Source organism: Mesorhizobium sp. B4-1-3, from assembly GCF_006439355.1.
GTDB lineage: Bacteria > Pseudomonadota > Alphaproteobacteria > Rhizobiales > Rhizobiaceae > Mesorhizobium.
The window spans coordinates 61,113-86,608 of sequence record NZ_VFTG01000006.1 but is presented as its reverse complement, the minus strand read 5'-3'; the positions used below and the strand labels follow the sequence as shown (position 1 = coordinate 86,608).

The following is a 25,496-nucleotide window of genomic DNA, read 5'->3' as shown; positions in this document are numbered from 1 at the left end:
GCCTCTCGGATGGATTGGACATGCATCGCGTCATCATCAGCGGCATCGGCGCCGAAATCCCTGAACCCGTCATCACCAATGAAGAGCTGGTCGCAAGCTTCAACAGCTGGGTGGACGCCGAGAATGCGCGCCGCGCCGACACTGGCGAGCCCCTTTTGCAGAAATCGGATAGCGACTTCATCGTGCATGCCTCGGGCGTGAAGAGCCGCCATGTCATCGAGCGCGAGGGCATCCTCGACCCGACGCGCATGGCGCCGCGCATTCCGGCGCGGCCTGACGACGCGCTGTCGCTGGAGGCGGAGTTCGGTCTCGCTTCGGCGAGGAAGGCGCTTGCCCATGCCGAGGTCGACGGGTCGGATATCGACCTGGTGATCTGCTCGGCCTCGCACCATCAGCGGCCCTATCCAGCCATCGCCATCGAGATGCAGGAGGCGCTGGGCACCAAGGGCGCCGGCTTCGACATGGGACTGGGCTGCTCTTCCGCGGCGGCAGCACTGCATGTCGCGGTCAACCTGGTGAGGGCAGGGGCGCATAAGCGCATCCTGGTGTCGACGCCGGAGATCATAACCGGTCATCTCAACTTCCGCGACCGGCAGACGCATTTCATCTTCGGCGACGCCTCGGTCGCCATGGTCGTCGAGGGGCTGGCGCAGGGCGAAAAGCGGCCCGGGCGTTTCGAGGTGCTCGACACGCGCACCTGGACGCAGATGTCGAACAACATCCGCACCAATCTCGGCTACCACACGCGCACGGCCCAGGAGGATCCCTATATAATCAACCTGGAAGGCAACCTTATCAAGCAGGTCGGCAACAAGGTGTTCAAGGAAGTCACCGTCGCCGGGCAGAAATTCATCGTCGAGTTCCTGGCCGAGCACGGGCTGACGCCGGAAGGCATCCGCCGCTTCTGGCTGCATCAGGCCAATGCGCGCATGAATGCGATGATCCTGAAACTGTCCTTCGGCCACGATGTCGATCACGACCGCGCGCCGATGGTGCTGGAGCGGCTCGGCAACACTGCCGGCGCCGGCGCGATCGTGGCGCTGTCGGAGAACCATGCCGACATGAAGGCCGGCGATTTCGGCCTGATCTGCGCCTTCGGCGCCGGCTATTCGATCGGCGGTGCGCTGCTCAGGATGCTTTGAGGATGCGGCTTCACGCCGGTGCGAAGGGCACCAGCATCGGCACGCGCCTGGCGTAATCGTCATAGGCCGGGCCGAGCTCGCCGCGCAGGAAGCTCTCTTCCAGTCTCGCCTTGACGACGACGCCGACGAGCAGCAGGGCGGCGCCTGCTATACCCCAAACCGTGCCCTTGACCGCCATGGTCGCGAGGACGGACAGCATCAGTCCGGTGTAGATCGGGTGGCGCACCAGGCCATAGGGGCCGGTATCGATCACGCGATGATCGGCCTTGGCGGTGACATTGGCCGACCACAGCCGACCGAGATGAAGGCGCGCCCACCAGGCGAAGGCGATGCCGATGGCGACAAGCGCAACACAGATCCAGGCCTCGGTGAGCGTCGGCGTCCAGAGCCTGAGCCGGCCGACATAGCCGTGTGCCGGCACGAACATCAGCACGGTGCCGGCCAGCCAAAGGACGCGATAGCGCGCCTCCGACTTGAGATCGGCGCGCTTTTGCGCCGGATCGGCCCAGGCCGCGGCAAGCACCCAGGATATCACCCAGACCAGCCAAAGCGCCGCGACGGCGTGTCCAACCTGCATGATCGAACCTCCTCCCGATTGCGCGCGATCGTCTATGTCGCCGGCACGGCAGCATTGCGGCTCGCGTCGGCCGGCGAAAGGGATTGGCGGTAAGAAGATCGTGATCGCCATCAAACGGTGTGATCGGATCATCAGCGCTTTCGACTGGACCGCCTTCTTCGGCACCTTTAGACCAGCGGCATGCAGGAAACGAACCTTGAGCTTTTTCCCGCGGCGGAACCGACGGTCGACATCGTGCCCAGCCGCAAGCTGACGGCGAAGGCAGCGGCGCTCTATGCCGCCCCGCACGATCATTTCGAGACGCGGGCGGTCGAGGAACTGCTGCTCGGCTTCGGCGGTATCGCCGGCGACTTCCATGGCGGAACGACGCGGCGCTCGGGCGGGCGCGAGCCCTGGTATCCGCGCGGCACCGAAATGCGCAACGAGCGGCAATTGTCGCTGGTCGCGGCGGACGAGCTTGCGACCGTCGCCCAACGCATGGGGCTCAAGGAGATCAAGCCGGAATGGATCGGCGCCAATCTTGTGATCGAAGGCGTGCCGCATCTGTCGATGCTGCCGGCCGGCTCGCTGATGTTCTTCAAGGGTGGCGCGACGCTCAAGGTCGACGGCCAGAACAAGCCGTGCCGCGTTGCCGGGCAATCAATCGCCGAGCATGTCGGCGCCCCGGATATCAACGCCGCCGCGCTGCTCTTTCCGAAGGAGGCGAAGCGCCTGCGCGGGCTTGTCGCCTGGGTCGAAAAGCCGGGCGTCGTAAGGGCCGGCGAGGAGATCTCGGTGCGGGTGCCAGAGCAGTGGATATACCCGGCTTGACCAAAAGGCCACGCCGCGAGAACGGCGTGGCCCGGCCTTTGGTTCAGGCTTTGCGGTTCTTGTTGGCGCCTTGCGCCATGACCGAGACATGGTCCCATTTTTCCCAGGTGGCGATACGGCTGGCATATTCCTGCTTGATCATCGGCAGGCCGCCATCGCCGAAGAAGACCCTGAGCGGCGGCTCGGCAGCGTCGACGATGGCGAGCATCGCCGGGCCGGTCGCTTGCGGATCGCCGGCGACCGAGCGGCTGCGGCGCTCGGCCATCGCCGCGCGGACCGGTTCATAGACCTCCATCGGCTTGGAGACCTTGGCCGACGGGCCGGCCCAGTCCGTCGAGAAACCGCCCGGCTCGACAAGGGTCACGTGAATACCGAACTGCGCGACTTCCTGGCTGAGCGACTGGCTGAAGGCTTCCAGCGCCCATTTCGAGGCGTGGTAAAGGCCGATCGAGGCAAAGGCGTTGACGCCGCCGATCGACGAGATCTGGATGATATGGCCCGAGCGCTGCGCGCGCATGATGGGCAACGCGGCCTGGGTGACCCAGAGCGCACCGAAGACGTTGGTCTCGATCTGGTCGCGGGCCTCCTTCTCGGTGACTTCCTCGATGGCGCCGAAATGGCCGTAGCCGGCATTGTTGATCACGACATCGAGCCGGCCGAAGCGCTTGTGTGCCTCGGCTATGGCGGCATCGACCGCTTGTTTGTCGGTGACGTCGAGTTTTAGGGCCGCGATCCTGTCGCCGTATTTCTCGACGAGATCGGCAACCGTGCCGGCATCGCGCGCGGTTGCGGCGACGCGATCGCCGCGGGCGAGCGCTGCCTCGGCCCAGACGCGGCCAAAGCCCTTCGACGATCCGGTGATGAACCAAACCTTGTTTGTCATAATCTGTGATCCTTGCTCCTGGAGCGCTTCAACGTTTCGCCAAGCCGCTGCAAGTCATTGTTTTTGCGCAATTCCGATGGAAAACCGCTAAGCACTTTTCCTGAATTGCTGTAGGGCGAGAATTCCGAAGATAAGCGGAGGATACTCCGTTTGCTTGATGTACGGCGCTTTCGGCGTTTTTCCAGAGGCGCCGCCGGATTTATTTGGAGCACGGGTCAGGGATAGCCAGGGCGTTCGACCAGGCCGGATCGTCATGCCTCCCTAGCAAAGGGGCCCATCGGACGTTCGGCGCCGGCCTCACTCGTCCTCCTCGTCCTCCTTGAGCAGCCTCGTCGCGCGCCAACGGGTTAGCACCTCATTGGTCCGCCCGATCACGAAGAAACGCGCCGAATCCCGATCATAGCCCTCTGCGAGCAACTTCTCGTAGTCGGTGTGGGCGTGGCGGACATGGGCGATGGTTGCAAGCCACACCGCGATCGACGGCGGCAGGGTCTTCATGTGCACGGAACCGGCGTCGGCACGGATTTTTTCCATGTCGGCATAGGGCGCGAGGGGAAGAAGCGCGGTCAGCGCCTTAGCGATGGCGCGGCGGCGGCCGGTGAGGGCGCTCATTTCCCGTCGCGCCCGGCAATCGTCGCTTCGGGGAAGGCCTCGACCGAGGCGTAATAGGGTTTGATGTCGATGACCGGCGTGCCGTCGAGCACATCGATGGCGTCGATCCCGATCCGCCCGGCCTCGATGTCGAGAGCGACGAGCTTCGCCACATGCAAGCCGACAGGGTTCGGACGGGCAGGGGAGCGCAGCGAGAAAACGCCTTTCGGTTCAGCCGCATGGCGGGGTTTCTGCACGATCAGATTCCGCGGCGCGTGATGGAGCCAGGACAGGATGACGATGTGGCTGGCGCGTTCCAGGTTTTGCAACCCCGGGCGATAGAGCTCGTCGATCAGGACTGTTGCGGCTTTCCCGGTTTCGCGGGCGGCGCGCATGTTCTTGGGGCAATCCTCGCGGCTGGTCCAGGGTGAGACGATGCGGCCGACAAAGACGATATGACCGTCCGGACGCTGTTGCGCCGGATCGGCCGCAAGAAGCGTTTCACCTTCGCGCGTCTCGAACATCCTCTTTACTCCGCCCAAGAACCGTCCGCCCGGCGCGGATCACGGCTGCGCCATTTTGTTGTCCGGAAGCGACATGGCGCTTGCCAGGGTTCCGAAATCGACATAAACATATCTTTATATCTTTCAACGAGAGTCCGCTCATGCATGTCTCGCTCGATACAATGGTAGATACATTGAAGGCGGCGGCCGAATCCAGCCGGCTGCGCATCCTGGTGCTGCTTTCGCGCGGCGACCTGACCGTCTCCGACCTTACCGAGATTCTTGGACAGTCGCAGCCGCGCGTCTCGCGCCATCTGAAGCTTTTGCTCGATGCCGGGCTGATCGGCCGCTACCAGGAAGGGTCCTGGGCCTTCTTCAGGCTGACCGATACGGACAATTCGCGCGACTTCGTGCAGCGCCTCGTCTCCGGCATCAGCGAGGCCGATGCGCAGGTGGTGCGCGATCTCGAGCGGCTGGCGGCGGTGAAGCGCAAGCGGCAGGACCGGGCCGCCGAATATTTCTCCGAGAACGCCGCGAGCTGGGATCATATCCGCTCGCTGCATGTGCCGGACCGCGCGGTGGAGGCGGCGCTCATCAGGCTCGTCGGCAAGCGGCCGTTCCAGTCGATGCTCGACCTCGGCACCGGCACGGGCAGGCTGCTCGAAATCTTCGCGCCGCTCTACCGGCGCGGCGTCGGCATCGACATGTCGCGCGAGATGCTGACCGTGGCGCGCGCCAATCTCGACAAGGCCGGCATCGCCAATGCGCAGGTTCGCCAGGGCGACATTTTCTCGCCGCCGGTCGAGCGCAACGCCTTCGATCTCGTGACCATCCACCAGGTGCTGCACTATCTCGACGATCCCGCCCGCGCCATCGCCGAGGCGGCAAGGCTGCTGCGGCCATCCGGCAGGCTGATCGTCGTCGACTTCGCACCGCACAATCTCGAATTCCTGCGCGACCAGCACGCGCATATGCGGCTGGGCTTCTCCGATCGGCAGATGTCCGACTGGTTCGCGGAGGCCGGCCTCGACCTTGAGGACAGCCAGGAGTTCGAGCCGCGCGGCGGCAACGAAGCAAGGCTCACCGTCAAGCTCTGGCTCGGCCGCGACCGCCGCCTGCTGATCGCCGATCCGTCCAATGAGGCACTTCCAGCAAGGGAAACAGCCTGATGAACCAGTTCCGCTTTTCCCGCCGCCGCGACATCGGCGACAAGGTCAGGGTTTCGTTCGAGTTCTTCCCGCCGAAAACGGATGAGATGGAAGCAAGGCTCTGGGATACCGTCACGAGGCTCGAGCCGCTCAAGCCGAGATTCGTGTCGGTGACCTACGGCGCCGGCGGCTCGACCCGCGAGCGCACGGCGCGCACCGTCAAGCGCATCCTCAACGAGACGTCGCTGACGCCGGCGGCGCACATGACTTGCGTCGACGCCGCGCGTGATCAGGTCGACAGCGTCATCCGCGAGTTCGCCGACATGGGCGTTAAACGCTTCGTGGCGTTGCGCGGCGATCCGGCGGCCGGTGTGGGCACAAGCTACCGTCCGCATCCCGACGGCTACGCCAACGGCGCCGAATTGGTCGGCGCGCTGAAGGGCGTCGGCGATTTCGACATCTCGGTCTCGGCCTATCCGGAAAAGCATCCGGAAAGCCCGGATTTCGCCACCGACATCGACATGCTGAAGCGCAAGGTCGACAATGGCGCGACGCGGGCGATCACCCAGTTCTTCTTCGACAACGATCTCTACGAGCGCTATGTCGAGCGGGCGCGGCGCGCCGGCATCTATATCCCGATCGTGCCGGGCATCCTGCCGGTGCATAATTTCACGCAGGTCGCCAATTTCTCGTTGCGCTGCGGCGCGCTGGTGCCGGCATGGCTCGCCGAGCGCTTCGAAGGGCTGGAGAACGACCCGCAGACACATGCGCTGGTGGCCTCGGCGGTGGCGGCCGAACAGGTGCTCGACCTCGTCGAGCGCGGCGTCGGCGACTTCCATTTCTACACGATGAACCGTGCCGATCTCGTCTTTGCCGTCTGCCACATGATCGGCATCCGCTCGCATGAGGCGGAGGCGACCGGATCGGCCGCGGCTTAAGCCAAGCCGTGAGCCAGATCTGCAATGGAAAAGGCCGGGTGGAAACCCGGCCTTTTCGAACTGTTGGACTATTCTCGGCGCTTAGTCTTCCCGGCTTTGGCGGGTCAGGGAAGAACTCCTATAATAAGGGCACCGATGAATGCGAATGCGGCACAAATCATCAAAGCGTTGATCGGCCTCGTCAGTCCCATGTCATAGCCTCCTCTTCAGAGCTATGGCAGGAGTCTAGGGTCATTTGTGCCACAGGCAAGCGGAAAACGTGCTGCAATGCGACATGATTGTGAAATTCGCGACCTGGAATTAGTCGTTAGCCTTTGAAACTCTTCGGCAAAAGCCGGCTTCGCCGTTGTGAATAAATTGTGGCGGCGGCGTGGCATGACACCGCTACCATTTGCCGAACAACCGCCCGTCGATGGTGATCAGGCCTAAACCGATCAGCGTCATGCCGCCGATCTCGAACAGCGCCAACCGCTCGCCGAGGAAGAGGAAGCCGAGCAGCACCGCGCTGACCGGCACGATCAAGGTGACCAGCGAGGCGTTGGTGGCGCCGGCCGAGGCGACGAGGTTGAAATAGAGGATGTACGCGAAGGCGGTGGACAGCAGCGCGAGTCCCAGCACCGCGGCCCAGACCGGCGGCGAGCCCGAGAACAGTCCCGTCGGTCCATAGGCAATGAGCACGATGGGGATCATGATGATGGTCGAGGCGGTCAACTGCCCGGTGGCGACAACGGGCGAGGGCACGCCCTTGAAACGGCGCGCGATCATCAAGGCGATCGCATAGGATACCGAAGCGCCGATCAGCGCGAATTTGGCCCAGACCGGCCCACCGAGGCCGGCAACAAGACCCGGGCCGATCATGACGGCGGTGCCGGCAACACCGAGGAAGATGCCGGCCAGCTTGTTCCAGGACAGCTTCTCGTCGGTGGTGAGCGCGTTGGCGAGCACCAGCGTCCAGAACGGCGTCGTAGCGTTGAGCACCGAGGCGACGCCGGCGCCGAGCTGCGTCTGGCCGGCGAAGATCAGCGAGAAAGGCACGACGTTGTTGGAGAGCGCCAGCAGGAAGAACAGGCCGGCATGCGGGAAGGCGAGCCGGAACGACGGGCCGCGGACCGCCAAATAGAGCTGAAGCGCGATCGCGGCGATGGCGACGCGAAACAGCACCAGCGCCAGCGGGTGGATCTCGGACACCGCAATGCGGGCAAAGAAGAACGAGCCGCCCCAGATCGCGCCGAGCAAGAGAAGCTGCGCCCAATCCTTGAACGTCATCGGTCCGCGCGTCGGCGCGGCGCCGGCTATAGTGGACATCTCTTGTTCCTCCCGGCCGGTCGCAATCCTAGCCGTTGCACCTCACCAACCGATATCGCGTCCGCAGACAAGGGCCACCCGAAACCTGACTGGTGGTTTAGCGTTGGCAAAATGTGCAACCGGCCGCTCCGGGTCGCCAGACACAGAACTGTTTTCTTTGGCGGCTAGCTAGGATTAATTGCGCTCCAGACCCCGAGGATTCGTCCATGCAGCGATTCGAAAATGCCCGTGATGCGGCACTGGCGCTTCGTCCCGACGATCCGGTCTATTGTTTCCGCCCGCAGGTGCTGAAGGCGGACGCGTTGCAGTTCATGGGCATGTTTCCAGGCAAGACCGCCTACGCTGTGAAGACCAATGGCGAGCAGATCGTGCTGAAAACGCTGGTGGAAGCCGGCGTCAGCACCTTCGACGTCGCTTCGCCCGGCGAATTCGCCGCCGTGCGGGCAGTCTCGGCAGATGCCGAGATGCTCTACATGCACCCGGTCAAGGCGCAGTCGGATATCAAGCTGGCCCTGGAGAAATACGGCATCCGCGTGATTTCGCTCGACCATGAGGATGAGATCACCAAGCTGACGCGCGTGGTGCGGGCGCTCGATATCGACCCGGGCGCCATCAGCGTCTTCGTGCGCATCCAGACCAAGGGCCATGCGGCTTACGAATTGTCGAAGAAATTCGGGGCCGGGCCTGCCAATGCCGTCGAACTCGCCGAGCGGCTGAACCGCACCGGCTACAAGGTTGGACTCTGCTTCCATGTCGGCAGCCAGATCGAGGATCCCGACACCTATGAGCGCGCGCTCGCCTCGGCCGACTGGGTGCGCAACCGCCTGACATTCGAGATCGCCGGGCTCGATGTCGGCGGCGGCTTTCCGGCAGAGTATGGCAACGATCCCAACCGCAAACAGGTCGAGATGCCTTCGCTCGGTCAGCTGATGTCGCGGCTTGCCGGCGACCTGAAGGAGTATCAGTTCGACCAGATGCCGCTGGTGGCCGAGCCTGGCCGCGTGATCGTGGCGCGGTGCCTGTCGCTGATCGTGCGGGTGCTGCTGCGCAAGGGCAAGCGGCTCTACATCAATGACGGCATCTGGGCGTCGCTGTCGGACTCCTGGACCGGCAAGATCACGCTGCCGGCGCGCTTCATCCCGGATCCCGCGATCCGCACGCGCAATGGCGACGAGAAAAACATCGTGCCGTTCAAGGTCTGCGGCGCGACCTGCGATTCCGTCGACATCCTGTCCAGGCCGTTCTGGCTGCCGGAAACGGTCGACACCGGCGACTGGATCGAGATCGGCCATATCGGCGCCTACTCACTGTCGCTCAGGACCCGCTTCAACGGCTTTTATCCCGATACGTTCGTCGAGGTGACGACGCCGTTCGACGAGGGCGATGCGCCGGTTGGGTTTGCGAGTCTGGAAACGATGGCGGATTGAGCTCCCTCTTCTCCCCTTCTTGTGGGAGAAGGGAAGGGCGCTACAGCTTTGCCAGCAACTCCGGCGTCGGCCAGCCATCGACCGGCAACCCTAGCCGCGTCTGCTCCTTGCGGACCGCTTCGCGCGTGTTGGTGCCGAGGATGCCATCGACCGTGCCGACATCGTAGCCCTTGGCCTCGAGCTTGGTCTGCAATGCCTTCATCTGATCGCCGCTCAGGCCCTGCTCGGGCATACGCGGATCGAATTGCGGCGCGCCGGCAAGGCGGGTGGCAAGCACGGCGGCCGTCAGCGCATAGGTGAAGGACTGGTTCCATTCCAGATAGACGTCGAAGTTGTCGTAAGTCAGGAAGGCGGGGCCCTTGCGGCCCATCGGCAGGGCGAGGCCGGCCTTGAGCCCATTGTCGACGAGCGGCGTGCCGTCCGGGTTGGTCACGCCCCATTGAGCCCATTGCGACAGCGGCAGCTTGTTGGTGCGGCCGGTCTGGTCCCACGGCATCTGGTCGGGGACGCGCACTTCCTGGACCCAGGGCTGGTCGCGCTTCCAGCCGCGCGACATGATCTTGTTGGCGGTCGTCATGATGACATCCGGCACGCTGTTCCTGAGGTCGACCTTGCCGTCGCCGTCGCCATCGACGCCTTTGGCAAGATAGTCGGTCGGCAGGATCTGCGTCTGCCCGATCTCGCCGGCCCAGGCGCCCTTGACGTCGGGCGGCAGCACGCCGCGGTCGAGCAAGGTGAGCAGCGGCACCAATTGCTGCCGGAAGAGCTGAGGGCGGCGGCAGTCATGCGAAAGCGTCACCAGCGCATTGAGCGTATGGAAATCGCCCTGCACGGCGCCGAAATCGGTCTCCAGCCCCCAGAAAGCAGCGATGATGGCCGGCTGGACACCGAACTCCTTGTCGGCGCGGGCGAAAACATCGGCATATTTCTTCAGATTGGCCGCGCCCTGCTTCAGGCGGTAGGCTGAGATCATGCGATTGGCGAATTCGGTGAAGGTCTGGGTGAAGACGCCCTGGGCGCGGTCGCGCGCCAGCGCCCGCTGATCGATGGTGGCGTCCTCCAGCGCGTCGAGCCCGACGGCGCCGACACCGGCCGCTTTGGCTTCGGCCGCGACGCCCTGCTTCCAGGCCTCGAAATCGCCACCGCATTCCTGTGCCGCGACGGGCAGCGCCGACGCGCCGAGGAAAAGCGCCATCAGGATTTCAACGCGCAATCGCATCGTTTTCCTTTCGAGACCGGCGCATGACCCCATCGTGATCCCGGATCGGGATCGGACAGGCGCATGCGAGGATTTCAAAGTTCGGGAGCCGCGCCAAGCACTCGCGCGAATGCGCCGCTCCGGATTACCAGCGGTTGCATGTCTCGCCGCCCGCTGTGTCGAAAAGCAGGCGGGGGCACGGTTGTCAACGGGTGTTCTGCCGCAGCCACTTCTTCCAGGCGGCTTCCGAGCCGTTGAAGACGTTGATGTCCGACTTGCCGGTCATGCCGGGCACGATGCCGGTGCCGGTGTACTGCCAGAAGGTGAAGGGGTGGCCGCCGTATTTTTGGTGCGGGTGTCCGGCGACCGAGCGCAGCCAATAGGGATAGCCGCGGAAACTCGCCAGCTGGTTGTCGTCGAAGAAATCGAGCGAGGTGTAGATGATCGGCTTCTTGCCGTAATGACGCTCGACCATTTGCAGGAAGACGCTCATTTCGCTGCGCACCGTGGCCGGGTCCGGGCGCAGCCGGCAAGTCGGCGACTTCGGGTTCCATTCCATGTCGAGCACCGGCGGCATTGCCGACGGGTCATTGGGGACATTAGCGATGAACCAGCGCGCCTGGGTTTCCGCCGGCGTGCAGAAATAGAAGAAATGATAGGCCGCCCGCGGAATTCCGGCTGCCTTCGTGCGCGACCAGTGCTCGTTGAAATTGTCGTCGAAGCGGTCGCCGCCTTCCGTCGCCTTGATGAAGGCGAAGGAGATGCCGCTGGCTCTCGCTGTCGGCCAGTCGACCGAGGTCTGGTATTTGGAAACATCCGTGCCGTGGATGGCATAAGTCCACGGCGCGCCGCTATCCCATTGATGCGGCTTGGAGTCCTCGAATTTGGGCGCGCGCACGGCAACCGTCTGCGAGGACGGCGACAGCGGAGAGAGATCGTCGACGGTCGAGCAGGCGCAGAGCAGCGTCAGCATCAGAATGGCCGCGAGACGGCGCATGGCGTTCCCCAGGCCGGGTTCAGCCGGCCGCTGATGGGTCCTTCACTGATGGTGGTCGCTTACGCGGGCCCCCTCCGGACGATCGCCCCACGAGATCGTCCAAGTTCTCATTTGTCTGTCCATGTCGTTGTCCCAAAACCGCTGCGCACTTTTGGGCGACATGGAGCATGTTGATCGCCGAACATGGTTGATAATCCATTGACGGCGCTCGACAACGCCGATGATTTTGCGGAAGCAATGGCGGCAAATCGATGACATAAATCGGGCCGGCGAATCCAAAAGGCGGGGAAAGATGCGGGCTGTCGCGAAGTTCATCAAATGGCTGCTTGGTCTTGTGATCCTGGCGGTAATCGGGCTCTTCGCCTGGCTCTATTTCGCCCCGCCCGAACTGATCCGCGTCGGCTCCGGCTATTCGGCCAAGATCGTCTGCTCGAATGTCTTCATCGCCGGCCGCGACCCGAACCAAGTGCTGGCGGTCGACGTGCAGGCGCCCGGCCATCCGCTGCTCAGGCTGATGAAAGTGTCGGTCGACAGAAAAAGGGGGATGGTTTCGGCCGGGCTGTTTTGGGTTTTCGGCAAGAGCGTTGCCGTAGAACGCTTCGGGGTCGGCTGCGCATCGGTTCCCGACGGCGATACCGGCAAAGCGCGGCAGACCTCGCTACGCGCGGTGCCGCCTGCCGCGGCGCAACCCGATACGCTGTGGCCCGATGGCGACCGCGTGGATGCTTCGCAGAACTCCGAAGTCGCGAAGATCGTCGACGATGTCGCCATGGCCGGCATCGGCATGCGCGCCATCGTGGTGGTGAAGAACGGCCGCATCGTCGCAGAACGTTATGGCGAGGGCTTTTCGGCCAAGACGCCGCTGCTCGGCTGGTCGATGACCAAGACGGTGAATGCCGCGATCGTCGGCACTTTGGTCAAGGACGGCAAGCTCGCGCTCGACAAAAAGGGCCTTTTCGCGCCGTGGAAGGCCGACGGCCGCGCCGCCATCAGTCTTGCCGACATGATGGCGATGTCGAGCGGGCTGGCGTTCAACGAGGATTATGGCGACGTCGCCGACGTGACGCGCATGCTCTATCTCGAGCCGGACATGGCCGGTTTCGCCGAGGCCCAACCGCTGACCGGCGAGGTCGGCAAGGTGTTTTCCTATTCGAGCGGCACGGCGGTGATGCTGTCGCGGCTGTGGCAGGACGCGATCGGCGACAAAACCAAGGCGCTGGCCTGGCCGCGCACGGCGCTATTCGAGCCGCTCGGCATGCATAGCGCGGTGCTCGAGACCGACGAGCAGGGCACCTTCGTCGGCTCGTCTTATCTCTACGCCACGGCGCGTGACTGGGCGCGCTTTGGCCAATTTCTGCTGCAGGGCGGCGTCTGGAACGGCACCCAGATCCTGCCCGCCGGTTTCGTCGACTGGATGCGCGAGCCGGCGCCGGCTTCAAAAGTCTATGGCAAGGGCCAGGTCTGGATCGAAGGTCCGGGCGATGAGGAAAAACCCGGCGCTGGCATTTCAGCGGGACTGCCCAAGGACACATACTGGATGGAAGGCCATGACGGCCAGACGGTGGCGATCGTTCCATCGGAGCAGTTGGTCGTGGTGCGGCTTGGGCTGACGCCGGCCAAGCTCGGCTATCGTCCGCAGAGGATGGTTGGGGCGCTGGTGAAGGCGCTGCACTGATCGCTTTGCTATTTGCGGGATCCGATCACGGCCAGCCAGGCATAGCCGCGATAAAGCGTTCTGAAACGGAAGGTTGCGCCGGTGCGCTGCGATTCCGATTCAAGCACGTCGCGCAGCGAGGCGCGCGGTGAAACATGGAATTTCCGCAGCCAGCCGCGCAACAGCCCGCGAAACCAGCGTGGCAGTCCTTCCTGCTGGCCGAAATCGACGACGTGCAGCGAACCGCCGGGGGCGAGCGTGGCGAGCGCGGCCGATACGGTCTTCTCCCAGCCGGGGATCATCGACAGCGAATAGGAGATGAAGACGCGGTCGAAGCATTGGATGCCGAAGAGATCCTTGGCATCGAAATCGGTGGCATCGCCGCGTGCAAGGCTGACTTTGCCGGACAGACCTTCACGCGCAATGGCCGCGTTTGCCGTCTCCAGCATCTCGGCCGAGATGTCGAGGCCAAAGAAGCGGGCGTCCGGATAGCGGCGGGCGGCAAGCGCGATGTTGCGGCCGGTGCCGCAGCCGAGCTCCAGAACGGCGCCGCCCCGCGGCACGTCCAGCCCGTCGATCATGCGGTCACGGCCGAGCAGGTAGTATTTGCGGGTGAGGTCATAGATATGGCGCTGCCAGCGGTAGACGCCGTCCATCAGATCGGCATGGCTGGCCGGCAGCTCCGTCGTGCTCATGCGGCGCGCTTCACATAGAGGTGGAAGCCGCCATAGATCGCGGAGCGGTCTTTCGCCGAGAATTCGCGCGAGGTGTCGGCCTCGTAGGTCCATTGGTCGAGCAGCGAATCGGAGACACGGCCGGGTAGCAGGCTGGGTTCCGCCGCGGTGCGGAAGATGACGCGGGCGCCCGCCGAGGCGGTGCGGGTGATCTCGGTCCAGAGCGCGTTGAGCAGGTCGTCGGTCATCCAGTCCTGTGCGTCGAGCAGCACGAACCGGTCGACGCTGCCCGCCTCCTTGGCGGCCAGGAACTTGATCAGGTTGGCATGATGGATGGCGACGCGGTCGATGTTGTCGCGGATCGTCTTATAATTGCGCTGTTCCAGATAGGCGGGCAGCGCCGCCTCGCCAGGCAGCGGATAACGACGGGCAAAGGCCTGCCAGGCGAAGTAGTTGTTCTTCAGCGGGAAATCGCAGGCGAGCTTTTCCAGCCGTGCTTTCAAGACGCTCGCCATCGAGCCGTCGCCGGAGGTGATCAACGAATCGTACTGGGCCGGCGGGATGCCGAGGCCGAACAGCGAAGCCTTGCGAGAGGTCGCCCAGCGCAAGAGCTTCTTGTCGAAGATCGGCGCCAGCTCCTCATTGAAGAAGCGGCGCTGCTCGCCGATGTTCTCGGCTTTCATGATGCCGGCCGGATCGACGCCGAACAGTTTTGCGACGCGATGGCCCATGGCGATGAACAGGCCGAGCAGGCCGGTCTGGTAGAAGTTGCGGTCGAAGACCGAGATGCGGCGGCGGCCCTGCCAGTTGCGGCGCTCCCAGTAATGACGGCTCACCGGATCGAGATGCGGCGCGATGAAGCGATCATAGGCGTCGGAGTTGTGGCTGGTGCCGGCGGCGCCGAAGAAGCGGAACAGGTCGCCCTGCGAAGGCAGGTGTCGCACCGCTTCCAGCTTCATGCGGTTCAGCGCGATGTGCGCGGCGTTGAGATCGACGGCATCGATCCGGGCGGGCGAGCGGGTTAGGTAAGCCAGAATGTTGCAGCCGCCCGACGCGATCGTGACGATGCGGTGACCGGCGCCGAGCTGCATGGCCTCCATGTCGACATCCGGGTCTTCCCAGATTTGCGGATAGACCAGACCTGAGAACAGGAAGGCAAAGAGCCGCTCGGAAATGCCGTCCTTCGACAATGCCCGGTTCTGATAGACCGCCCTTCCGACTTCCTTGCCACGACGATAAACGAGTTCTCCGGATACGTCTGACATGGAAAGGTGATTCCCCGTTTGCGTTGGCGCAAGCGGGTAGCGCAGCGTCATGACAGGCGGGTGACAACCTGTTGACGGCAGGCCGTCACAAATTCTTACGATTTTCCGAATGCTCCAGGCGTCGGCGTGGTGACGATGACGGCTTCGCCGGCATCGAGCGTGGTCTGGTCGCAGGCCTTCAGGATGTCGATCGAGCCGTCATTGCGCCTGACCTTGGTCGATCCGGCCTCGCCGTCGCCGCCGCCTTCTAGGCCTTGGGGCGGGCGGTTGCGGTGCGAGGACAGGATCGCGCATTCCATCTTTTCGAGGAAGCGGATGGTGCGCCTAGTGCCGTCGCCGGCATTCCATTTGCCCTTGCCGCCGGAGCCTTCGCGGATGTGGAAGTCTTCCAGCACGACGGGGAAGCGCAGTTCCAGCACCTCCGGATCGGTAAGGCGCGAGTTGGTCATATGGGTGTGCACGCCGGAGGTGCCGGCAAAGCCACGCCCCGAATTCATCCGGCCGGCCGGCGATCCGGAGCAGATCGTCTCGTAATACTGGTATTTCCTGCTGCCGAAGGTGAGGTTGTTCATCGTGCCTTGCGCGTTGGCGATCGCACCCATGGCGCCGAACAGCGCGTTGGTGACATGCTGCGAGGTCTCGACATTGCCGGCAACGACGGCGGCAGGGTAGGCGGGCTTCAGCATCGAGCCATCGGGGATGACGATGTTGATCGGCCTGAGGCAGCCGGCATTCATCGGGATTATGTCCTCGACCATGACGCGGAAGGCGTAGAGCACCGCTGCGCGGGCAACGGGCTCCGGCGCGTTGAAGTTGTTCTTCATGACGGGAGAGGTGCCGGTGAAATCGACGGTCGCCTCGCGCTTTTGCCGGTCGACGGTGATCTTCACCTTGATCACCTGGCCGGTGTCGGTGGGATATTCGTAAGCGGCGCTGTCTGGAAGCCGTTCTATCACGCGGCGCACGCTTTCGGCCGCATTGTCCTGGACATGTCCCATATAGGCCTCGACGACATCGAGGCCGAAATGCGCGACCATCTTGCGCAACTCCGCCACTCCCTTTTCGTTGGCGGCGATCTGCGCCTTGAGGTCGGCGATGTTCTGGACGGGATTGCGCGCGGGGTAGGGATGATCGGTCAGCAGCGTCTCCAGCTCCTTCTCGCGGAAGCGGCCGCGATCGACGATGCGGAAATTGTCGAACAGAACGCCTTCCTCATCGACCGTCGTCGCAAGCGGCGTCATCGAGCCGGGCGCGGTGCCGCCGACATCGGCGTGGTGGCCGCGCGAGGCCGCCCAGAACAGGATCTCGTTGCGCGCATCGTCGAAGACGGGCGTCACCACGGTGATGTCGGGCAGATGCGTGCCGCCATTATAGGGCGCGTTGAGCGCGAACACGTCGCCCGGATGGATATCGCCGGAATTCAGGCGGATGATGGTTTCGACGGAACGGTCCATGGAGCCCAGATGCACCGGCATGTGCGGCGCGTTGGCGACCAATGCGCCATGGCGGTCGAACACGGCGCAGGAAAAATCGAGCCGCTCCTTGATGTTGACCGAATAGGCGGTGTTCTGCAGCGTCACGCCCATCTGTTCGGCGATCGACATGAAGAGGTTGTTGAAGACCTCCAGCATCACCGGATCGGCCTCGGTGCCGAGTGCCGCGGCACGCGCTTTTCGTTCCGTGCGGCGGATCACGACGTGGTCGAGACTGGTGATTTCGGCGCGCCAGCCAGGCTCGACGACGATGGTCTGGTTCGGCTCGATGATCAGCGCGGGTCCGGCGACCGTGTCGGAGGGCCGCAGGTTCTCACGATGGTAGACGCCGGCCTCGTGCCAGCGGCCCTCGGTATAAATCTGCCGGCATTCCGAAGGCTTAGGCTCGACCCCTGCAAGTCCGGCACGGGCGGAGATTTCAGCCTTGCCCTGTCGCGCGGCTTCCATGCCTTCGACGGCGACGGTCTCGACGACGATGGGCTTGTCGTCATAGACGAAACCGAATTGCGCCTTGTGCGCGGCCTCGAAGTCGCTCCTGGCCCGGAAGATCGAGCCATGCTCGAAATTCACCGGCAGCGCCGTGTCGGTGCCGTCGTAGCGGATGTGCAGGACGGGCTTGGTTGAAACCTCGTCCTCGGCGATGCCTTGCTCGCCAAGCTCGGCGATGACATCCGTGCGCAAGGCCGCGATGAGTGCCTCGATCGCCGCGCCGGATTCGTCGGCAAGCGGCTGCAGCAGGCCCTGCTGGCGCGAGGCGAAGACCGACGAGAGGCCGATGCCGTATGCGGAAAGCAGGCCGGAAAAGGGGTGGATCAGCACGGCTTCCATGCCGAGCGCGTCGGCAACCAGGCAGGCGTGCTGGCCGCCGGCACCGCCAAAACAGTTCAACAGATATTCCGTGACATCGTAGCCGCGCTGCACCGAGATCTTCTTGATGGCGTTGGCCATGTTCTCGACGGCGATGGTGACAAAGCCTTCGGCGACCGCCTCGGGCGAGCGGCCGTCGCCGATCTGGGCGGCAAGTGCCGCGAATTTCTCGCGAACGGTGCCGGCATCGAGCGGCTGGTCCTGGCCGGCGCCGAAAATCGCCGGGAAGAAATCGGGCTGCAATTTGCCGAGCATGACATTGGCGTCGGTGACGGCGAGCGGACCGCCGCGCCGGTAGGCAGCCGGGCCGGGATTGGCGCCGGCGGAATCCGGGCCGACGCGGAAGCGGCCCGCCTCGTAATGCAGGATTGAGCCGCCGCCGGCGGCGACCGTGTGGATGCGCATCATCGGCGCGCGGATGCGCACGCCGGCGACCTCGGTGTCGAAGGCGCGCTCATATTCGCCGTCATAATGGGCGACGTCGGTTGAGGTGCCGCCCATATCGAAGCCGATGACCTTGTCGAAGCCGGCGAGCTTCGCCGTCTCGACCATGCCGACGACCCCGCCCGCCGGCCCTGACAGCAGCGCGTCCTTGCCCTGGAACATGTCGGCGGCGGTGAGGCCGCCCGACGACATCATGAACATCAGGCGCGGGCCGGCGCCCAGTTCGCCGGCCACACGCTGCACGTAGCGCGACAGGATCGGCGACAGATAAGCGTCCACCACGGTGGTGTCGCCGCGGCCGACCAGCTTGATGAGCGGCGAGATCTCGTGAGAGACCGATATCTGGCTGAAGCCGATCTTGCGGCAGACTTTTGCCACGGCTTTTTCGTGGTCCGGGTATTTCCAGGCATGCATGAAGACGATGGCGACCGCGTCGATGCCGTCGGCCTTTGCCTGTTCGATCGCCGGGCGGCAGGCCGCAATGTCGAGCAGGCGCTCGACGCAGCCGTCGGCGCGCACGCGCTCGTCGATCTCGATGACGCGCTCGTAGAGTTGTTCCGGCAGGATGATCTCCTTGGCAAAGATGTCCGGCCTTGCCTGATAGGCGATCCGCAATGCGTCGCGAAAACCCTTGGTGATCAACAGCAGCACGCGATCGCCCTTGCGCTCGAGCAGCGCATTGGTGGCAACTGTCGTGCCCATTTTGATGTCGCCGATCGCCTCGGCGGAAATGGCTGCGCCCGCTTTGAGACCCAACAGGTCGCGGATGCCCTGAATAGCGGCGTCCGCATAGGCCTCGGGATTTTCGGACAGGAGTTTTCGTGGGTGCAGGCGGCCCTGCGGATCACGGCCGATGATATCGGTGAACGTGCCGCCGCGGTCGATCCAGAAGTCCCATTTCCCAGTTCCTGCGGCTGCCGGCATTCTGCTTATCCATTCATGTCTTCGAGCGCATGTTCTGCTGGTTTGGGATTTTTGGCGCCAGCAATCGTAAGTTGATGTTACACATCGAAATGCAACGTTACGAAACCGGCAGCTTGCTGATGCATTTCCCCTGCGACCGCTCACCGAAATGTGAGCGTCTGCTGAAGGAGAGATACCATGAAGAAGCTCATTCTGGCGTCGGTCTCGGCGGTCGCCCTGCTGGGGGTGGCGGCTTGCAGCGACAGCGGTACCGACAAGACCACGACCCAGAGCACCAATCCGCCGGCCAACGAGCAGCCCATGAAGCCGGCTTCGCCCGATGCTTCGAAGCCTGCCGAACCGGCTCCGGCAACAAAACCGGCTCCTGCCGCGCCCGCGCAGTAAGGACCGACCCACAATCTTGAGGAAGGCCGGCATTGCCGGCCTTCTTTGCGTCGATCCCACATCACGCCGGCAGCCTGCGGCATTGTCCCGGCTTGATAGAACCGCCCGGTTCGCTCTATGAAGCCGACATGTCGATTTGGGACCGCCTTGGCGACTTCATCGCTCGTGTTTCGTCGTCGGCGTCCTCGGGTGTCGCGGATGTCGTGGAAGCCGTGCGCACCGTGTTTTCCGGCGATCCGGACTTGCGCCGGCGCGTTGCCTTCTCGGTGGCGATGATCGCGCTTTCGGCCAAGATGGCCAAGGCCGACGGCATTGTCACGCAGGACGAGGTGCGCGCCTTCCAGGAAATCTTCGAAGTGCCGGCGAGCGAGACGCGCAACGTGGCGCGGCTTTACGATATCGCCAAGCAGGACGTCGCCGGCTTCGAGACCTATGCCCAGCGCATGGCGCAACTCTGCGGTTCCGGCCACGCCAACTGCATGATGCTGGAAGACATACTCGACGGACTGTTTCACATCGCCAAGGCGGACGGGCTCATCCATGAGCGGGAAGGTCAGTTCCTGCACCGGATCGCCGAGATCTTTCGGATCGACGAGGTGCATTACGAGGCGATCCTGTCCAGGCACGTCAATCTCGGCGCCGCCGATCCTTACGTCGTTCTGGGGATCGAGCGCGGCAAGCCGTTCGAGGAAGTCAGGAAACGCTATCGCAAGCTGATTTCCGACAATCACCCGGACAGGCTGATCGCGCGCGGCCTGCCGCAGGAATTCATCAAGATCGCCACCACCAGGGTCGCCGCGATCAATGCCGCCTATGAGATGATCGAGCGGGGCCTCAGGCACGTATGAGCGGCTTTTTGCCCGACCAGCCAGGTGCCGAGGTCCGGGTGTCGCCCAATTTCGGTCCGCGTCGCGAGACGCTCCGGCCCGACATGATCGTGCTGCATTATACCGGAATGGCAAGCGGCGCCGGCGCCGAGGCGTGGCTGTGCGATCCAGCGAGCGAAGTTTCCTCGCATTATCTTGTCCACGAGGATGGCCGCATCGTGCAGATGGTGCGCGAGAGCGACCGCGCCTGGCATGCCGGCAAGAGTTCCTGGCTCGGCCGCACCGACATCAACTCCTGTTCCGTCGGCATCGAGATCGTCAATCCCGGGCATTCGCTGGGCTACAAGGCTTTTCCGAGGCGGCAGGTCGATGCCGTGATCGGCTTGTGCGTGGGGATCGTTGGCCGTTATTCGATCCCCGCGGCAAGGGTGCTCGCGCATTCGGACGTGGCTCCAGGTCGCAAGGTCGATCCCGGCGAAAAATTTCCCTGGAAGGCGCTCTTCGCGGCCGGTGTTGGCCACCTCGTGCCTGCGGCGCCGATAAAGCCGGGCGCCGCGCTGAAGGCCGGCGACACCGGCGCCGACGTCGAGGCGCTGCAGTCTATGCTGGCGCTCTACGGCTACGGCGTCGAGATATCGGGTGTCTACGACCGGCAGACGGAGATCGTGGTGGCGGCGTTCCAGCGACATTTCCGGAGGCGGCTGGTGGATGGCGTGGCGGATAAATCGACCATCCGCACGCTGGAACGGCTCCTGGCTGCCGTATAGGCAGTCACCGTCAGACAATCTCGACAGGTTCCTTAAATTACAATCTGTCATTTAAAGTGAATTGCGCCGCCTTCATTGCCGCCAATTTCACCTTCAAATGCCCGCCCTGCAAGTTGTCGGGCGTCTATCCCCCCAAATATGCCCGGTGTTGAGTTGACCCAACCTCGCGAAGTTCTTCGCGCGGCCCTAACAGAACAGGACTAGATGCAAAGATTGACCGTTGTAGCGGCAGCCGTTGCTGCCGGAGTGATGACTCTTGCCTTTAACCCAGCGAACAGTGCCCCTCTGAGCTTGCGGGCTAACAATGGCTTCGCCGCTGCCCCCGCGGCACCGAAGGCAAGCCCGACAGCCAAGGGCTCCAGGATCAAGGGAACCACTCCGACCAAGGTGGAGAAGGTTGCCGAAGCCAAGGCGGGGAAAAGAACGGCAACGCGCAATTCGAAGCGCAACAGGCAGACTGTCGACCTGACCGCGACAGCCTCCATCCGCCCTGAGAAGCCGGCGTTGTCGTCGCCAGCGACGGGCGGCGGCCAATATTCGGCGATCATTGCCCGCTATGCCGCGAGCTATGGCGTGCCGGTGTCGCTGGCCAGGGCCGTTATCAAGATCGAAAGCAACTACAGGCCGAACATGGTCGGCAGCGCCGGCGAGATCGGCCTGATGCAGATCAAGCCGGCCACAGCGCGCATGATGGGCTATACCGGTTCGGCCAACGGGCTGTTCGACCCCGACACCAACATCAAATACGGCATGAAATATCTCGCCATGGCGCAGGGTCTCGGTGGCGGCACCACCTGCGGCACGATCCTGAAATACAATGCCGGCCATGGCGCGACGAGGATGAATCCGGTTTCGGCCGCCTATTGCAGCAAGGTGAAGGTGCAGATGGCGGCATTGGGCTCGCCGGCTTAAGCCGAAGTGGATTTGGGCAACGCGTGCTGTCTAGGCATGTCGTTGCCCCAGATTCACTGCCTCGGGTGCCTGCGCCAGCTTTTTCATTTGCGTTTTCAAGCGGGAATCCCTTTATACGCCCTTGCCAGCTGGCCGGGCGGCCGCGCCCGCGAGAACCGAAAGGTTGCGGGTGAGGAAAGTCCGGGCTCCATGGAGACACGGTGCCGGCTAACGGCCGGCGGGGGCGACCCTAGGGAAAGTGCCACAGAAAGCAAACCGCCTCGGCATTGCCGGGGCAAGGGTGAAAGGGTGGGGTAAGAGCCCACCGCGCGACTGGCAACAGGAGCGGCAGGGCAAACCCCACCGGGAGCAAAACCGAATAGGGGCGGTGCGAAGGGAAACCTTCGAGGGCTGTTTCCGGCCCACCGTCCGGGTAGGTTGCGTGAGGCGCGTGGCAACATGCGCCCAAGATGAATGGCCGCCACGTTCTCGTCGCAAGGCGAGGGCCATACAGAACCCGGCTTACAGGCCAGCTGGCAATTTCTCGTAGCGATAGCTGAACGGGATCAGGAGGTTACGCCGACGGGCGAGAGCTCTGATTCAAGCATTTCTCCGCGAAGCGGCCTCTTCGACGTGGTCAATTCTTGGAGCCGATGCGATTAAATCGTACCTTGAGGGTGAATAAGGAGCACGTCGTTGGCGAATATCTCACCTTTTACCGCGTCCGCGAGGATGCGATCGAAATCCTCCGCGTACTTCATGGCCGGCGCAAGATCGAGGCTGACGATCTGATATAGCGGGATTAGGGGCCGATCTTGTCCAGCGACGCCTCGATCGCCTGCCAAAGCTCCTCGACCGGCTCGCAGCCGATCGCTAGGCGAACGAAGCCCGGCGACACGGCGTCGCCGCGTTTCGAGCGCCGCTCGGCCGACGTGTGCACGCCGCCGAATGAGGTTGCCGATTCAATCAGCGCGCAATTGTCGATGAACGCCTCGGCCTTCTGTTCCGAAGCCAGCTCGAACGAGATCAAAAAGCCGAAGCGATCCATCTGGGCGCGCGCCAGATTGTGCGAGGCGTCGCCCTCGAGCCCGGGAAAGCGCAAGCCGCTGACGGCGCGATGGTCCTTCAAGCGTCGCGCGATGGTCTCGGCCGACGAGCACATGCGGTCGAAGCGCACTTCGAGCGTCTCGAGGCCGCGATGCACGAGCCACGCTTCGAACGGACCGGGGATACCGCCGGCCGTCTCGCGCCAATCCTTCACCCTGGCGACAATGTCGGGATCACGGCTGGCGACATGGCCAAAGAGCACGTCCGAATGGCCGTTGATCGCCTTGGTGTCGGCCGAGACCACGATGTCGGCGCCGAGATCCAGCGGGCGCTGGCCGAAGGGCGTCATCGTCGTGTTGTCGACGATCAGGAGCCCTCCTTGCGCATGGACGGCCTCGGCGACGGCGGTGATGTCGCAGATGTCGAGCCGCGGGTTCGACGGACTTTCGACGAAGACCGCCCGGTAGCCGGCGAAGCCGCCATCGAGCATGCTTGCCGTCGGCCTCACCTCATAGGCGACGCCGAGCGGTTTCAGGAAACGCTCGGCCAGAGCCCGCGTCGTGTGATAGCCGTCCGACGGCAACAGGATGCTGTCGCCCGATTTGACGAGCGCGAAGAAAGCGGCGGAAATCGCCGCCATTCCCGACGGGAAGGCAACGCATTGCGCGTCTTCCAGATGGCCGAGCGCATGCTCCACGGCATGCCAGGTCGGGTTGCTGAAGCGGCCATATTGATCGAAGCCGGTCGCGTCGCCCGGCGCGTGGAAGATGGAGGCCATGGTCAGCGGCAAGGGGATGGGATCGCCCTTGGCGAAACCGGCGCTGCGCAAATGGGTAAGCGTCGCGGCGCGTGACTTCGCAGTGTCGGACATCAATTCGATCCTCGATCGGGGCAGAAAACTTCAACCGACGCTATGCGCGCCGGCCGTCCGCAGCAAGCTGCGTCTTTTTGGGCCAGAGGCTCTAAACGCTTCGTTAGGCTTAATAGAGGATAAAACGAGACGCGCCTTCAGCCTGCGCTTTCTGGTTGTGGGACGCATGTTTGTGATGTCTGTTCCCGTTGACGCCCAAAGTACCCCATGATATCCCATTCAGATCAAGCTTTCGTTCCGCGTCAGGGTGAAGCGTACGCCAATCGGGCAGCCGAGGCGGCTGCGCGTTTGCCCGTTTTCTCCCCGGTGAATGAAGCGATTTGCCGCAAGCACGGCGGGGGCGCGGAGAACAACATGGGAAGGGGTACGGCGGCGGAAGCGGCTGTAGCGTTCATTGGACCGATTTCTGTCAAACGCGGTGAACAGGATCGATGCGAAGGGGCGGGTGTCCGTTCCGGCGCATTTCCGCGCCGTGGTGCAGAAGCGCGGCTATTCGGAACTTTACGCGCTGCGCTGCCTGGACCTGCCGGCCATGGATGTGGGCGGCCTCGATCTGCTCGACCGGTACGAGCAGCGGATCGCGCTGGAGGACCCGTTCCTGCAGACGGCGGACGACATGTCGTTCTTCTGCCATGGCGACGGCACGTTTCTGAAATTGGACCAGGACGGCCGCATCACCATGACCGATTTCATCCGCGAGCATACGGGCATCTCGAACGAGGTGGCCTTTGTCGGCCGCGGCAATTTCTTTCAAGTCTGGGAGCCGGGGCGGCTTGCCGCCTATGGGGCGCAGGCGCGGGCCAGGCTTTTGCAGCTTCGGCAGGGGACGAAGCCCGGGGAGCGATCGGAATGATGGCTGGCCACGGCGATGACCCTCACGCCGATGGCGGACTGGCCCGTCACATTCCGGTCCTCCTTGCCGAGGTGATCGAGGCACTCGCGCCGAAAGCGGGCGACACTATCATCGACGGGACATTCGGCGCCGGCGGCTACACCAGCGCCATTCTCGCTCGCAGCGCTTCAGTCGTCGCCATCGACCGCGATCCGGACGCGATCGCGGCAGGCAGGGCGCTCGAGGAGCAGGCCGGTGGCCGGCTGAGGCTGGTCCAGGCGCCGTTCTCGACGCTGGACGAGCATGTCGAAAGCGCCGACGGCGTCGTGCTCGACATCGGCGTCTCGTCCATGCAACTCGACCAGGCCGAGCGCGGTTTTTCCTTTCGCGCCGACGGGCCGCTCGATATGCGCATGGCGCAGGCGGGTCTCTCCGCGGCCGACGTCGTCAATACCTTCAAGACGGGCGACCTTGCCCGCATCTTCGGCTTTCTCGGCGAGGAACGTCACGCCGGGCGCATTGCGCGCATGATCGAGAGCCGGCGCGAGAAGAAGCCTTTCGAGCGCACGCTCGATCTCGCCGACGCCATCCAGACGCATATCGGACGCGGGCCGAAGGACAAGATCCATCCGGCCACGCGCGTCTTCCAGGCGCTGCGCATCTTCGTCAATGACGAGCTTGGCGAACTGGCAAGGGCGCTGCTGGCTGCCGAGCATGTGCTGAAACCCGGCGGTCGGCTTGCCGTGGTGACATTCCATTCCCTGGAGGACCGCATCGTCAAGCGCTTCATCGCCGACCGTTCCGAAGTTGCCGGCGGCTCTCGGCATATGCCTGATGCGCCGGCGCGCGTCGCGACTTTCCGCAAGGCAGGCGGCGGCGTGACGCCGGGAGAGGCCGAGCTGGACGCCAACCCGCGCGCGCGTTCGGCCAGGCTGCGCGCGGCGATCCGCACCGATGCGCCGGCGCGCCCCGACGATTTTTCGATTTTCGGCCTTCCAAAGCTTCCCGCCGTCGAGCGGCCGGGGGAGAGGTGAGCA

General features: G+C 63.9%; 24 protein-coding genes and 1 other RNA gene. 14 read left to right on the top strand and 11 right to left on the bottom strand.

All coding sequences use genetic code 11. The features are described 5' to 3' along the window. The first annotated feature begins 20 nt into the window (after nucleotides 1-20). Entirely contained in the window at nucleotides 21-1,142 is a 1,122-nt protein-coding gene (locus FJW06_RS10600; RefSeq protein ID WP_140751306.1) for a beta-ketoacyl-ACP synthase III, read from the top strand. A gap of 10 nt (nucleotides 1,143-1,152) precedes the next feature. On the opposite strand, the gene FJW06_RS10595 is transcribed toward FJW06_RS10600, so the two are convergent. Continuing rightward, nucleotides 1,153-1,719 carry an isoprenylcysteine carboxylmethyltransferase family protein gene (locus FJW06_RS10595; RefSeq protein WP_140751304.1) on the bottom strand — a complete coding sequence of 189 codons (567 nt, stop codon included), beginning with the start codon at nucleotides 1,717-1,719 and terminating at the stop codon, nucleotides 1,153-1,155. Between the two features lie 180 nt (nucleotides 1,720-1,899). On the opposite strand from FJW06_RS10595, the gene FJW06_RS10590 reads away from it, so the two are divergent. Next, complete coding sequence (locus FJW06_RS10590) at nucleotides 1,900-2,529, top strand: MOSC domain-containing protein (RefSeq protein WP_140751302.1); 630 nt, start codon at nucleotides 1,900-1,902, stop codon at nucleotides 2,527-2,529. Nucleotides 2,530-2,572: 43 nt separating this feature from the next. Here FJW06_RS10590 and FJW06_RS10585 read toward each other — a convergent pair whose 3' ends face one another. From FJW06_RS10585 to tsaA, 3 genes are all read right to left on the bottom strand, one after another. Further along, nucleotides 2,573-3,412 (bottom strand): SDR family oxidoreductase, encoded by an 840-nt coding sequence (locus FJW06_RS10585; RefSeq protein ID WP_140751300.1) that lies wholly within the window; start codon nucleotides 3,410-3,412, stop codon nucleotides 2,573-2,575. Between the two features lie 297 nt (nucleotides 3,413-3,709). Further along, nucleotides 3,710-4,024: a DUF2293 domain-containing protein gene (locus FJW06_RS10580; RefSeq protein WP_140751298.1), complete on the bottom strand. Its 315-nt coding sequence runs from the start codon at nucleotides 4,022-4,024 to the stop codon at nucleotides 3,710-3,712. After that, nucleotides 4,021-4,527, bottom strand: a complete 507-nt coding sequence (gene tsaA / locus FJW06_RS10575; protein ID WP_140751296.1) for a tRNA (N6-threonylcarbamoyladenosine(37)-N6)-methyltransferase TrmO — start codon at nucleotides 4,525-4,527, stop codon at nucleotides 4,021-4,023. Before tsaA ends, FJW06_RS10580 begins: the two co-directional genes overlap by 4 nt. A 140-nt stretch (nucleotides 4,528-4,667) precedes the next feature. Between tsaA and FJW06_RS10570 the strand changes: the two genes are divergently transcribed. Continuing rightward, on the top strand, nucleotides 4,668-5,675 hold the full coding sequence (locus FJW06_RS10570) for a metalloregulator ArsR/SmtB family transcription factor (protein WP_140751294.1): 1,008 nt from the start codon (nucleotides 4,668-4,670) through the stop codon (nucleotides 5,673-5,675). Continuing rightward, complete coding sequence (metF, locus tag FJW06_RS10565; protein WP_140751292.1) at nucleotides 5,675-6,592, top strand: methylenetetrahydrofolate reductase [NAD(P)H]; 918 nt, start codon at nucleotides 5,675-5,677, stop codon at nucleotides 6,590-6,592. Before FJW06_RS10570 ends, metF begins: the two co-directional genes overlap by 1 nt. A 384-nt stretch (nucleotides 6,593-6,976) precedes the next feature. Here the strand turns inward: metF and FJW06_RS10560 are convergent, their stop codons facing one another. Continuing rightward, entirely contained in the window at nucleotides 6,977-7,897 is a 921-nt protein-coding gene (locus FJW06_RS10560) for a DMT family transporter (protein WP_140751290.1), read from the bottom strand. 206 nt (nucleotides 7,898-8,103) lie between these two features. Between FJW06_RS10560 and FJW06_RS10555 the strand changes: the two genes are divergently transcribed. After that, nucleotides 8,104-9,324, top strand: a complete 1,221-nt coding sequence (locus FJW06_RS10555; protein WP_140751288.1) for an alanine racemase — start codon at nucleotides 8,104-8,106, stop codon at nucleotides 9,322-9,324. Between the two features lie 40 nt (nucleotides 9,325-9,364). Here the strand turns inward: FJW06_RS10555 and FJW06_RS10550 are convergent, their stop codons facing one another. Both FJW06_RS10550 and FJW06_RS10545 read right to left on the bottom strand, forming a co-directional pair. Further along, a complete protein-coding gene (locus FJW06_RS10550) occupies nucleotides 9,365-10,543 on the bottom strand; it encodes a lytic murein transglycosylase (protein ID WP_140751286.1) in 1,179 nt (392 codons plus the stop codon). A gap of 184 nt (nucleotides 10,544-10,727) precedes the next feature. Further along, nucleotides 10,728-11,519 (bottom strand): GH25 family lysozyme, encoded by a 792-nt coding sequence (locus FJW06_RS10545; protein ID WP_140751284.1) that lies wholly within the window; start codon nucleotides 11,517-11,519, stop codon nucleotides 10,728-10,730. Nucleotides 11,520-11,811: 292 nt separating this feature from the next. Between FJW06_RS10545 and FJW06_RS10540 the strand changes: the two genes are divergently transcribed. Next, on the top strand, nucleotides 11,812-13,194 hold the full coding sequence (locus tag FJW06_RS10540; protein WP_140751282.1) for a serine hydrolase: 1,383 nt from the start codon (nucleotides 11,812-11,814) through the stop codon (nucleotides 13,192-13,194). 8 nt (nucleotides 13,195-13,202) lie between these two features. Here FJW06_RS10540 and FJW06_RS10535 read toward each other — a convergent pair whose 3' ends face one another. Genes FJW06_RS10535 through FJW06_RS10525 form a run of 3 tightly spaced genes read right to left on the bottom strand, consistent with a single transcriptional unit; the run spans nucleotide 13,203 to nucleotide 18,840 of the window. Continuing rightward, nucleotides 13,203-13,868 carry a class I SAM-dependent methyltransferase gene (locus tag FJW06_RS10535; protein ID WP_140751280.1) on the bottom strand — a complete coding sequence of 222 codons (666 nt, stop codon included), beginning with the start codon at nucleotides 13,866-13,868 and terminating at the stop codon, nucleotides 13,203-13,205. Beyond that, nucleotides 13,865-15,163 carry a DUF3419 family protein gene (locus tag FJW06_RS10530; protein ID WP_140751278.1) on the bottom strand — a complete coding sequence of 433 codons (1,299 nt, stop codon included), beginning with the start codon at nucleotides 15,161-15,163 and terminating at the stop codon, nucleotides 13,865-13,867. The genes FJW06_RS10535 and FJW06_RS10530 overlap by 4 nt, the downstream gene beginning before the upstream one ends. A gap of 44 nt (nucleotides 15,164-15,207) precedes the next feature. Next, nucleotides 15,208-18,840 (bottom strand): hydantoinase B/oxoprolinase family protein, encoded by a 3,633-nt coding sequence (locus tag FJW06_RS10525; protein WP_140751276.1) that lies wholly within the window; start codon nucleotides 18,838-18,840, stop codon nucleotides 15,208-15,210. Nucleotides 18,841-19,017: 177 nt separating this feature from the next. Between FJW06_RS10525 and FJW06_RS10520 the strand changes: the two genes are divergently transcribed. From FJW06_RS10520 to FJW06_RS10495, 6 genes are all read left to right on the top strand, one after another. Then, on the top strand, nucleotides 19,018-19,224 hold the full coding sequence (locus tag FJW06_RS10520; protein ID WP_140751274.1) for a hypothetical protein: 207 nt from the start codon (nucleotides 19,018-19,020) through the stop codon (nucleotides 19,222-19,224). A gap of 128 nt (nucleotides 19,225-19,352) precedes the next feature. Continuing rightward, the gene (locus FJW06_RS10515) at nucleotides 19,353-20,072 is read left to right on the top strand and encodes a DnaJ family molecular chaperone (protein ID WP_140751272.1); all 720 of its coding nucleotides are present in this window, start codon (nucleotides 19,353-19,355) and stop codon (nucleotides 20,070-20,072) included. Beyond that, on the top strand, nucleotides 20,069-20,818 hold the full coding sequence (locus FJW06_RS10510) for an N-acetylmuramoyl-L-alanine amidase (RefSeq protein WP_140751270.1): 750 nt from the start codon (nucleotides 20,069-20,071) through the stop codon (nucleotides 20,816-20,818). The genes FJW06_RS10515 and FJW06_RS10510 overlap by 4 nt, the downstream gene beginning before the upstream one ends. Nucleotides 20,819-21,022: 204 nt before the next feature. After that, complete coding sequence (locus FJW06_RS10505) at nucleotides 21,023-21,730, top strand: transglycosylase SLT domain-containing protein (protein WP_140751268.1); 708 nt, start codon at nucleotides 21,023-21,025, stop codon at nucleotides 21,728-21,730. A gap of 124 nt (nucleotides 21,731-21,854) precedes the next feature. Beyond that, nucleotides 21,855-22,250, top strand: an RNA gene (rnpB, locus tag FJW06_RS10500) — RNase P RNA component class A. Between the two features lie 112 nt (nucleotides 22,251-22,362). Next, on the top strand, nucleotides 22,363-22,506 hold the full coding sequence (locus FJW06_RS10495) for a type II toxin-antitoxin system RelE/ParE family toxin (RefSeq protein WP_140751266.1): 144 nt from the start codon (nucleotides 22,363-22,365) through the stop codon (nucleotides 22,504-22,506). 5 nt (nucleotides 22,507-22,511) lie between these two features. On the opposite strand, the gene FJW06_RS10490 is transcribed toward FJW06_RS10495, so the two are convergent. Next, on the bottom strand, nucleotides 22,512-23,627 hold the full coding sequence (locus tag FJW06_RS10490) for a cystathionine gamma-lyase (protein ID WP_140751264.1): 1,116 nt from the start codon (nucleotides 23,625-23,627) through the stop codon (nucleotides 22,512-22,514). A 394-nt stretch (nucleotides 23,628-24,021) separates the two neighbouring features. Between FJW06_RS10490 and mraZ the strand changes: the two genes are divergently transcribed. Continuing rightward, nucleotides 24,022-24,480: a division/cell wall cluster transcriptional repressor MraZ gene (mraZ, locus tag FJW06_RS10485; RefSeq protein WP_040982276.1), complete on the top strand. Its 459-nt coding sequence runs from the start codon at nucleotides 24,022-24,024 to the stop codon at nucleotides 24,478-24,480. After that, complete coding sequence (gene rsmH, locus FJW06_RS10480; protein ID WP_140751262.1) at nucleotides 24,477-25,493, top strand: 16S rRNA (cytosine(1402)-N(4))-methyltransferase RsmH; 1,017 nt, start codon at nucleotides 24,477-24,479, stop codon at nucleotides 25,491-25,493. Before mraZ ends, rsmH begins: the two co-directional genes overlap by 4 nt. Nucleotides 25,494-25,496 lie beyond the last annotated feature (3 nt).